The organism is Pseudoalteromonas luteoviolacea (genome assembly GCF_021654285.1).
GTDB lineage: Bacteria > Pseudomonadota > Gammaproteobacteria > Enterobacterales > Alteromonadaceae > Pseudoalteromonas > Pseudoalteromonas luteoviolacea_J.
Genome location: NZ_JAKFZS010000064.1, coordinates 1 through 7,489, shown reverse-complemented (window position 1 = coordinate 7,489; position 7,489 = coordinate 1). Strand labels below are relative to the sequence as shown.

The window sequence follows — 7,489 nt, the reverse complement described above, 5'->3', positions numbered from 1 at the left end:
GCCATACAACTTGTTAGGCACCAAAACTTGCTTAAGCTGCTCACCCGTTGCCACGCGCTCACCAACTTGACCGTGCTCATCAATGCGCCACGCCTGCGGGCCTTTTTGGTACGCGAGGTTCACATCTTTAAAATAAGAAATGTCTTCTTCTTCGTGCTCTGTGACTTCAAGCTCGCGCCATAAGTGGCCATCTACATAAATATATAAATATCCGGGCCTTAAGTTCGTAAGTTTACGCTCAGCGGCGCCATCTGGGGTGCACTCACACAAGGGGTAAATGTACACTAACTCAACATCGGCGTTGTTATTGTTTTGTGTGGTGTTGGCAAAGCCCAGTGGAATTTTATAAAAACCGGTTTTGGCCTGATCTTCGCTGTAATCTTTGATCATCAATGAGACTTGCTCTGAGTCACTGGCATAGCCTTCAAACACCAATTCGCGATAAGCGCCTTGCTCATTGACGCTAGTGGGAGCTGTACTTGTCATCCGATCTTTTCCTTGATCTATAAAATATTACTGGTGCTTTTTCATTCAAAAAGCTTCTATTTTAGTTGAAACGTATTTTTACGGTTTCTAACTACCACACCTTCCAGCGGCTTACTTGCTTGTCTTCTGGATCAATATACTTTTTCATCACTTCAGGAAAAGGGCCCGTGCCCATAGCGTTTTTATCTTTTTTATAATGCTCTTCGATTGATAAATGTACATCTCGATGTATCGGCTCATTGATATCCATAAACTTCAGAATGGCTGTCCAATGATCTGTTTCCATCCCCCCAAAAGTAGCAATGGTTGGTCGCCACCAAAATTTAGCTGGGTACTTAGTCAACACCAAGCCTCCCGTACCCATCTCACCACCACCTCTCGCCGCCTGAATGATTGGCCCTTCACACATTTCAACGTCTTCAATCGGGGCATAAAATGGCCGTCGCAATAGAGTATGTGAGGTACGCACAAGCCCGGTATGACGGTTAAACTCAATCTTGTCTAACCAGTCCAACTTTTCCCATAGTTTATAAGTCAGCCAAGGACCAATGCAAAAAAGTGCTAATGCAGCTGGCATTAACCAATTCGGGCCATGGAATACCCCCTCAAAGAAAAAACCAAACCCACCGACAAAACAAAAAAGAGATAGAAACAAACAAGCCAAATTCCGGGGGCTCTGCGCAAAACCAACACTTGTCCATCACAATTACCTATGTGGTAAAACATATCGGTATGGTCATGGGATGCGAACTTTCGTTTAAAGGGTTTTGCTACTTTGAATTCACAACCATTGAGTTTTGCAGCCATTGCTAAACGATCTTCATAATTACTATGATGAAGATACTCTTTTGATAGCTCTAAATAATAAAAGCCTAACCTTGAATATTTCGTTACATTACGATTCCTTAAACGCATTGCCGCTCGTTGCTGCTCTCTAATTTCTTCTTCTGTTAGCGCTTCTTGATTCATCTTCATCCTTAAATTTGTAAATCTCCGTTATTTGCTACCAATCCTCAAATCGGTTTATCTGATTATCCTCTGCATCCAAGTATTTTTTCATCGATTCAGGAAATGGGCCTGTGCCCATGGCATTTTTATCTTTCTGAAAATGCTCTTCAATCGTTCTATATACATTACGATGTATTGGCTGACTGATGTCCATAAACTTTATAATGGCTGTCCAATGCTCTTTTTCCATACCTCCTAAAATAACAAGTGAAGGACGCCACCAAAACTTCGCTGGATATTTTGTGAGTACGAGACTGCCTGTGGGTATCTCGCCACTTCCACGGGCATTTTTTACAACTGGGCCTTGGCACAGCTCAATATCCTCTATGGGGATATAAAAAGGCCGCCTTAATAAAGTGTGGGATGTGCGAACCAGCCCCGTATGGCGGTTAAACTCAATCTTGTCTAACCAGTCTAGGTTTTTCCATAATACTTGATCCGCAAACCAAGGTCCTGCAATGGCTAAGGGCGTAAAGATGATCAACCAAATAGGGCCTGATGTAATACCAAAGAGCAATGCGGCGCCACCGCATATGAACAAGATACACCCAATTAATAGACATACTAACCAAATTCCTGGGGCTCTTCTTATACCAACCACTTGTCCATCGCACCAGCCGATATGATGATCTATATCTGTGTGCTCCCGAGAAACAAATGCTTCATTTTTGAAGGTCGATTTTTTAAAATCACAACCATTAAGTTCGGCAGCCTTTGCTAAACGCTCCTCGTAACTTTGGTGATGTAGATGATCCTTACTTAACGATTCGAAGTATTTACCTTGTTTAATATATTTATCTTCGTTGTCACTCCTTTTTTCTATTTCATCATAAAACTTTTTTCTTTCACCTGTCGCTTCTGCTTTTCTTTTTTTATACCGCTCTCGTAGCTCCAAAATCAACTTTTCTGAATTTTGTTCACTTTGCTGTTCGGTTTTCATCTAGTAACTCCTTCCTCAGTAACGACCTGGCGGCCGTAAAAACACCTCTTGTAGATAAAGGCCGCCTTGGGTCTGCTCATACTCGCCCTCACCAAAAAAAGACTCCCAAAATGATTCTGCTTGGCGTTTGACATACGACGGCAGCATAAACTCTGTTTCAGTTCCCTCAACCAATTTGGCGCCTTCCCCTTGCGGATATACTTTGTACTCTCCCTTGAGCTCAATACTGCTGTTATAAGGCAGCTCTAAAACCTGCCTTAAGCGGTGATAACTGACATCAAAATGCCAACCTTTTCGCGCAGGAAATAAGTTAATTTTTGACATTAACTTACTCAATTGATGATAAGTGAGTACTTTAAACTCCTTGTCAGACCCAGTCGTTCGGCGCCACATCAGCTTTACCCTTGCGCCGTTAATTGGGTGTACCATTGGCGCGTAAAAGGCTTTTGGAAGCAGCGCAAAAGTCTAAATATTGTGATTGCAAGGTACGTTGGTAAGCACGAGATATTCTGGCCTAATTATCTATCACTGCTTGAGTGCATACAGTACTACGAACCATTTTTATAAATTTACCGTACTAGGAAGTTAAACCGTTTTTGTGGGACCATGGCTTTCCTTTCGCTATTAAAACTCAACCCTTTTGGCTTGACAGCAAAACCACTACCAAACATCCCTTCTGTTTACCTGTTTATCCTCTGCATCCAAGTATTTTTTCATCGATTCAGGAAACGGGCCTGTGCCCATGGCGTTTTTATTATCACGAAAATGGTCTTCAATTGTTCTATGTATATGACGGTGAATAGGCTGAGAAATATCCATAAACCTTACAATGCTGGCCCAATGCTCTTGCTCCATCCCACCAAATACCGTAATGGTTGGTCTAAACCAGTAGCGCTTTGGGTATTTGGTTAAAACTAGACTGCCGGTGGCCATTTCTCCGCCGCCTCTTGCGGCTTGTACCACAGGGCCTTCACATAGCTCTATGTCTTCAATTGGCACATAAAAACGTCGTCTCAGAAATGAAAAAGGCATACGCACCAATCCGGTGTGGCGATTAAATTCTATTTTATCCATCCATGCCCCCCACTCCCAGATTTTGTGAACCGCCATGGGACCTAATATACTTACAGGGATCAAATATGCGTACGAAAAATTCCAAAAAAAGACAATATTAACAACACTAAAAAAAAGCATATAGACACATAAGATAAACCATAAAAAACAAAACCCACCCCAAAATGGCGCCCTACGGATCCCAACAACTTGTCCATCGCACCAGCCAATGTGATTATCCATGCCATGGTGCTCCCGCGATGAAAACGGCTTTTTAAATGGCTTAGCTTCTTTAAACTCACAGCCATTTAACTGTGCAGCTTTTGCAAGGCGTTGCTCATATGTCTGATGATGGAGATGGTCTTTTGAAAGCTCTTCATAAACTACGCCTTGGGCATAATATTTATCACGGTTTTTGCGCCTTCTCTCAAGGTCATCATAAAACTCTCGCATACTTCCTGTCGCTTTCGCTTTACGCTCCTCAAACTGTCGCTTTCTAAGTTCTTGTTTAGTGGGCTTTTCAGAGGAAAAATTAATCTTATTTTGGTCCATGACATTCCTTGCTAGCTACAAACTCAATCCTTTTGGTTTGAAAGCAAAACCGCTACCAAACTTCAAACCGGTTTATCTGCTTATCCTCTGCATCCAAGTACTTTTTCATTGATTCAGGAAACGGGCCTGTGCCCATGGCATTTTTATCTTTCTGAAAATGCTCTTCAATGCTTCTTTGAACATCCATATGTATTGGCTGGCTGATGTCCATAAACTTGTTCAGTGCTGTCCAGTGTTCTTTTTCCATGCCACCGAGCAATACAATAGAAGGACGCCACCAAAACTTTGAAGGGTATTGAGTAAAAACAAGGCTACCAGTCGGCATTTCACCGCCACCACGGGCATTTTTTACAACCGGACCTTGGCACAGCTCAATATCCTCTATGGGGATATAAAAAGGGCGCCTCAATAAAGTATGGGACGTGCGTACTAGCCCTGTGTGGCGGTTAAACTCTAACTTGTCAAGCCAATCAAACTTCTCCCAAAATTTATACAGCCCCCAGGGGCTGGCTACCATCAAAGGAGAAAACGCAATAAGCCAAAGCGGTCCTGATAGTAGACCAATTAACAGCCCTCCAAAGCCCACCGCAAATAATATAACATTTAAAAAAATACAAACTAACCAAATACCTGGCGCTCTCCTAATCGCTGCTACTTGTCCATCACACAAGCCGACATGATGGTCTATATCTGTGTGCTCTCGAGAAACAAACTCTTCATTTTTCAAGTTTGATTTTTTGAAATCACAACCATTAAGTTCGGCAGCTTTAGCTAAACGCTCCTCGTGACTTTGATGATGTAAATACTGCTTTGATAATTCTTCGTAATACACGCCTGTGGTTTGATATTTTGTTATGTTGTCACCCCAGGTTTCTAAACTATCATTATACTTGTCACTATCATCCGTCACTGTTTGTTTATGCTTCTCAGACTCACCTACACAACTTTTTTGTACTGGTTCACCATCATCAAGATTAGGCACCATAACTTTCCTTAATTTTATTTGCTTAATACCTTACTGGTGGACGTAAAAACACCTCTTGTAAATACATCCCTCCTTGAGTTTGTTCATATTCACCCTCGCCAAAAAAAGACTCCCAGAATGATTCTGCTTGGCGTTTTACATATGACGGTAGCATAAACTCTGTATCAGTCCCCTCAACCAATTTGGCGCCTTCCCCTTGCGGATATACTTTGTACTCCCCCTTGAGCTCAATACTGCTGTTATAAGGCAGCCCTAAAACCTGCCTTAAGCGGTAATAACTTACATCAAAATGCCAACCTTTCCGAGCAGGAAATAGCGTGATTTTTGACATTAACTTACTCAATTGATGATAAGTGAGTACTTTAAACTCCTTATCTGGCCCAGTCGTTCGTCGCCACATCAGTTTTACCCTTGCGCCGTTAATTGGGTGCACCATTGGCGCGTAAAATTTGTAGCGCACATATTGCATCCTTGGGTCATTCGCTATCTCTAACTTAGGCCCATACAAGGCACTATATAAATCTAATAAAGCCAACTCTGGTTTGTCTTTCCATTGCGATGCCCTAGCAGTAGAGTCGTTGCTTTCGTCATCTTTAAAGCGTGTACGTCCATTCCCCCAATGACATGCTTCCAGCCAGCCTTCAATGGGCTTTTCAGCAAATGCCCACACAACCCCAGCGCCTATCAATAAAAGAACCAAACCAAAAATAGCCAGCCCAGATATACAGGCAGCAATGGCTGCTGTCTGTAAGGCTTTTATCGTAAGTACCCCAACACCCAGTGCAGCAGAGGTCGTCATGCCAGCAAAGCCAAGCATCATCAGGCCATGACCAATGAACTGCGCGTTATCTCCCCGGCGCATTGCCTTACTCATCTCATAAAAAGACACATAGGTACTGACGGCGCCAGCCAAAAATGTGGCAACATTAGCTGACAAAACAAATACCGCTTTCGCTGTCATTTGAGACATCCACCAAAACCGCTTTGTTAACGCACTTGGCGGTACAGGCTTATTTCTGAGCAAAGCATAACATTGCTTGGGGGAGGGTAGGCCAGCTCTTCGCTCCAAAATATTAAGACCAACGTTTAGGCTGACATCAAGCAAATCTAACACCGCCGAAGTTTTACTCAACCCACTGGCATTTTTGTCTGTCAATACTTTAAACGCGTTGATCACCTCAAAAATACTGACAAAGGCCAAGGTGCCATTGAGTGCACGATTAAATGCCTCCGGGCTAATACGTTTACTGGCCATATTGTTTAGCGCTTCATTTTCATGAGCTAGCCCTTCTAAATGAAATGATGAAGCTAATTCCTTTTCTCTAGATCCTTTTAGGCTAGTTGCATCTTTTTTTACTGCGCTTTTCAAATCAGCAATCGCATTTTCATCTATCATCAGCATAGTTTTTTGCAATCGCTTTATGCCTACCCGGGCCTCTACTTGGTTTTTATCGATGAGCCTAATTACTTCATCTAGCGAACCATCTAACGTGATAATGTGGTCAAGTCGACTTTTTACTGTATGTTGGTCGTCTATCACTAAATCTGCCTCAGCAACGCTTTGATTTGATTTATAATATTCTTCATCAAATTCTTCGGTTGCTCGCGCGAGTTTTTCTAGCTGCGCTTGTGCCCGTTTTGCTTTGTCTTGAAAATTAAGCGGCAACTTACCGTCTGGTAACTTTCCGTTGTAATAGTCATTAACGTCAATATCAACTTCTTCCAGTAAATCTCCTGTGAGCACACTGGCCAAATGCTGAAACCTGTCATATAAGCTCATGGGCTTTTCGATAGTATGAAACTGCATTGTGGTAAAGTACTCGAAATGCGCCTCTAGATTTTTAAGACCTTGACGAGATTTAATTAATTGTGATTTCGCCCGTGCATGATTGCGCTTATGGGCTTCAAGCTCTTCAATACGAGCTTGTATTTGCTGCTTTAAAAACTCATTTTGAGACTCGACGGCTTTGGGGTCAGCCCCTGCTACTTTTTTCATCTCCGCATATACTTGAGCTCGCACCCTCTCTTGCTCGCTAATTTGCTTGTTTTTACTGGCAATATTTTGCTCCAAGCTGTTTATTTCACGCTCCAGCTCCTGCGTTTGGTCTTTTAGCTGCTGCTCTAACTCATTACGATTTTTAGCACTGGCTTTTATATCCGCACCAGCGCCTCCCATTGCATAGTAACTAGTGGGAACTGAAAAACTAATCGCCAACACCCCCCAAATCATTTGCGAAGCACGGCGCCAAAATTCACGCTGCTCGCCAGACATTAATCCTTCGTCTATGTCTTGCTGAATTTGTTGCTGTAATTCAACTGAAAAAACCGTGTCAAATGGGTCGCTGCTTTCTCTGCGCGCGCACTCATAATCGCTCAATGCAGTGCCGGTCTTTTTCGGGTACATCAGCGCGGTCAGTTTTAAACTGTTGGCTGCGTTTTCAGTATCTAAGGGGTGCGTGCCCAGT

7 protein-coding genes and 1 pseudogene are annotated in these 7,489 nt (G+C 42.7%); all 8 read right to left on the bottom strand.

Translation table 11 applies throughout. From position 1 onward, the window contains the following. Window positions 1–486: pseudogene (locus L1077_RS26800) on the bottom strand (hypothetical protein); the annotation flags it as partial. Between the two features lie 91 nt (window positions 487–577). Further along, window positions 578–1,063, bottom strand: a complete 486-nt coding sequence (locus L1077_RS26795) for a hypothetical protein (protein ID WP_237139819.1) — start codon at window positions 1,061–1,063, stop codon at window positions 578–580. Continuing rightward, entirely contained in the window at window positions 1,063–1,455 is a 393-nt protein-coding gene (locus tag L1077_RS26790; protein WP_237139818.1) for a hypothetical protein, read from the bottom strand. Before L1077_RS26790 ends, L1077_RS26795 begins: the two co-directional genes overlap by 1 nt. Before the next feature lie 34 nt (window positions 1,456–1,489). Next, window positions 1,490–2,434 (bottom strand): hypothetical protein, encoded by a 945-nt coding sequence (locus tag L1077_RS26785; protein WP_237139817.1) that lies wholly within the window; start codon window positions 2,432–2,434, stop codon window positions 1,490–1,492. A 15-nt stretch (window positions 2,435–2,449) separates the two neighbouring features. After that, the gene (locus L1077_RS26780; RefSeq protein ID WP_237139816.1) at window positions 2,450–2,827 is read right to left on the bottom strand and encodes a hypothetical protein; all 378 of its coding nucleotides are present in this window, start codon (window positions 2,825–2,827) and stop codon (window positions 2,450–2,452) included. A gap of 267 nt (window positions 2,828–3,094) precedes the next feature. After that, on the bottom strand, window positions 3,095–4,039 hold the full coding sequence (locus L1077_RS26775) for a hypothetical protein (RefSeq protein WP_237139815.1): 945 nt from the start codon (window positions 4,037–4,039) through the stop codon (window positions 3,095–3,097). A 52-nt stretch (window positions 4,040–4,091) separates the two neighbouring features. Beyond that, window positions 4,092–5,024 carry a hypothetical protein gene (locus L1077_RS26770; RefSeq protein ID WP_237139814.1) on the bottom strand — a complete coding sequence of 311 codons (933 nt, stop codon included), beginning with the start codon at window positions 5,022–5,024 and terminating at the stop codon, window positions 4,092–4,094. 22 nt (window positions 5,025–5,046) lie between these two features. Continuing rightward, on the bottom strand, window positions 5,047–7,489 hold a 2,443-nt coding region (locus L1077_RS26765; RefSeq protein ID WP_237139813.1), incomplete at its 5' end, for a hypothetical protein.

What these genes read in the sequence shown, in the direction of transcription:
- L1077_RS26795 (WP_237139819.1), bottom strand. Translation starts at nt 1,063, where the DNA reads ATGCCAGCTGCATTAGCACTTTTTTGCATTGGTCCTTGGCTGACTTAT.
- L1077_RS26785 (WP_237139817.1), bottom strand. Translation starts at nt 2,434, where the DNA reads ATGAAAACCGAACAGCAAAGTGAACAAAATTCAGAAAAGTTGATTTTG.
- L1077_RS26775 (WP_237139815.1), bottom strand. Translation starts at nt 4,039, where the DNA reads ATGGACCAAAATAAGATTAATTTTTCCTCTGAAAAGCCCACTAAACAA.
- L1077_RS26780 (WP_237139816.1), bottom strand. Translation starts at nt 2,827, where the DNA reads ATGTGGCGCCGAACGACTGGGTCTGACAAGGAGTTTAAAGTACTCACT.
- L1077_RS26790 (WP_237139818.1), bottom strand. Translation starts at nt 1,455, where the DNA reads ATGAATCAAGAAGCGCTAACAGAAGAAGAAATTAGAGAGCAGCAACGA.
- L1077_RS26770 (WP_237139814.1), bottom strand. Translation starts at nt 5,024, where the DNA reads ATGGTGCCTAATCTTGATGATGGTGAACCAGTACAAAAAAGTTGTGTA.